The following is a 2,302-nucleotide window of genomic DNA, read 5'->3' as shown; positions in this document are numbered from 1 at the left end:
CAGCATCGGCTGGGTCGTGCAGGGCAACTATCTCGGACAGGTGATCGGGCCGCTGGCGATCGGCGGGATCGTCGGTGCATTCGGCTGGTCGGGCGGCATCGGGCTGATGCTCGCGGCCGCCGTCACCGGCGCGGCGATCGGCCTGTCGCTGCTGCGCGCACCGATGGGCCGGCGCTGAGCGCGGCGCCGTTCAACCTGCACGGAAATCCGTCAAGCATGCTCAACACCATGGAAAGCCTGATTTTTGAGGAAGACCCGCCGTGCGATGCGCCGGCATGGGACGAAGACGATGCGATGCCGCCAGGTGGCGGCGTCGCGCATCCGCGCGTGACGATCGGCCGAGCGCCGGTTCCCGAGCACGCCGCAGCGGCCGTCTCGCCGTTGCGCCCGCAACTGTTCGTCACGGTGCTGGAGGCCGACGACAATGCGTTGCTGGTTCGCTGGGTCGAAAGCGGCCGGTGCCATTACGGCGAACAGCGCTGGCGCCTGCGCGTCGCGTTGCAGCCGGGCCGCTGCGCGATATCCGGGCAGCCGATCGAGCCGGGCGAGCCGGTGTTCCGGCCGGTACGCCGGCCCGTGCCGGCCAATGGCGACGAGATGATCTGCCCGGCGTCGGTGCCGGGTGCGGCCGGCGTGGCACGTGACGTCGCCCCGGAGAGCGACGAGGCGCGCGAGCCGGCCGACGTGCCGGGCTGAACGCCGGCGGCCGGCCGCCATGCCGTGTTACTTCTTCACGTCGTGCCGGTACTGGATGAACCCGGCGTTGTTCGCGAGCTTGTCGTACAGCGCGCGCGCGGTCGTGTTGGTTTCATGCGTGAGCCAGTACACGCGGCTCGCGCCGGCGTCGCGGGCATGTTCGTACACGGCCTCGATCAGCGCGCCGCCAGCGCCTTGCCCGCGTGCGTCGGGCGCGGTGTACAGGTCCTGCAGGTAGCAGTACGGCCCTTCGGTCCAGCACGAGCGGTGGTAGATCGCATGCACGATCCCGACCAGCGCACCTGATGCGTCGAATGCGCCGAGCACGAACATCGGCTCGGCGGGATCCATCAGGCGGGCCCACGTCGTCGCGAATACCGCGTCGCTCAGCGCAGTGTCGTAGAACTTCTGATAACCCTGCCACAGCGGGCGCCATGCGGCTTCGTCGGCGGCGACGAGCGGGCGCACCGTGACGCGCGTGGCGTCGTTCGCGCGGCTGGCCGCATCGCGCGCGCTTGCCTGCGCGTGGCGGATCGCGGTGAGCGACTGGCGCTGCTCGCCCTGCGCGTCGAAGTTCTCCGGCGCGAGCCACGCGTCGAACGCGGCGCGGACATCCGGCCATTCGCTGTCGATGATCGAGAACCACGCGGTGTCGCGATTGCGGCTGCGGTAGACGATCGCCTGCCGGAACGTGCCTTCGTAGCGGAAGCCGAGGCGGGCGGCGGCCTTGCGCGACGGGATGTTCAGGTCGTCGCACTTCCATTCGTAGCGCCGGTAGCCGAGCGTGTCGAACGCGTACTTCATCAGCAGGAACTGCGCTTCGGTCGAAATCGGCGTGCGCTTGAGCAGCGGCGAGAACGTGACGGAGCCGACCTCGATTACGCCGTTGGCCGGATCGATGCGCATCAGTGCAAGCGTGCCGACCGCGCGGCCCGTGGCACGGTCGATCACCGTGTAGTGCAACGGATCCGGGCTCGCCTGCGCGGTCCGCGCGTAGTCGCGGTAGCTCGATTCGTCGGCGTACGGGCCGTGTGCGAGATAGGTCCAGTCGCTGCCGTCCGGCGCCTGGGCATAGGCGGCGTGCAGGTCGGCCGCATGGCGCTCGGCGTCGAGCGGTTCGAGCCGGCAGTAGCGGCCTTCGAGCACGATGCGCTCCGGGCGCGGGCGCGCGGACCAGTCGGGAACGGGGTGGCCGATGGGTTGCTGGAAAGCGTTGGTGAGCGTGGACAAGGTCGATCTCGCTTCGGTTGGCGGCCGGCGACATGCCGGCATGCAGACGATCGTAGTCGCGACGAGGTACCATGAGAAGCGCCAGAGATCGGCAAATTTATGGTGCCACGAATTTTGGGGCGCGAACTGCGAGCCGTTCTTCGCTAGCTGGGTGCCACTAGCCGTGCGCAACTAGCCGTCCGCCACTGGCCGTGCGCCACGTTCCAACATTTTCACGCTGCGATGTTCCGATGACGACTGTCCTTCCTGCCGGTGATGCACCGTCGCTGCCGCTCGACGCGCCGCTGGCGCGCACGCCGGGCGCGCCTTCGCTGCAGCGCCAGTTGCTGCGCCGCGTGCGCGACGCGATTCTCGGTGGCGCGATGCCGGCCGGCCG

At 69.4% G+C, this 2,302-nt stretch carries 2 protein-coding genes and 1 pseudogene; 2 read left to right on the top strand and 1 reads right to left on the bottom strand.

Annotated elements, in window-relative coordinates; all coding sequences use genetic code 11:
* Together G3O00_RS43765 and G3O00_RS41845 are read left to right on the top strand one after the other, a co-directional pair.
* Nucleotides 1-178, top strand: a pseudogene (locus G3O00_RS43765) (MFS transporter); the annotation flags it as partial.
* A 38-nt stretch (nucleotides 179-216) separates the two neighbouring features.
* Nucleotides 217-696, top strand: coding sequence for a DUF3331 domain-containing protein (locus G3O00_RS41845; protein WP_174929539.1), 480 nt, complete (start codon nucleotides 217-219; stop codon nucleotides 694-696).
* A 27-nt stretch (nucleotides 697-723) separates the two neighbouring features.
* Here the strand turns inward: G3O00_RS41845 and G3O00_RS41840 are convergent, their stop codons facing one another.
* Entirely contained in the window at nucleotides 724-1,926 is a 1,203-nt protein-coding gene (locus tag G3O00_RS41840; RefSeq protein ID WP_206146508.1) for a GNAT family N-acetyltransferase, read from the bottom strand.
* Nucleotides 1,927-2,302 lie beyond the last annotated feature (376 nt).

The sequence above is a fragment of the Burkholderia sp. Ac-20384 genome, assembly GCF_017104605.1.
GTDB classification, from domain to species: Bacteria; Pseudomonadota; Gammaproteobacteria; order Burkholderiales; family Burkholderiaceae; genus Burkholderia; species Burkholderia lata.
This window is presented reverse-complemented; position numbering and strand designations above follow the sequence as displayed.

Coding starts and splice junctions, on each gene's coding strand:
- G3O00_RS41845 (WP_174929539.1), top strand. CDS start 217: ATGCTCAACACCATGGAAAGCCTGATTTTTGAGGAAGACCCGCCGTGC.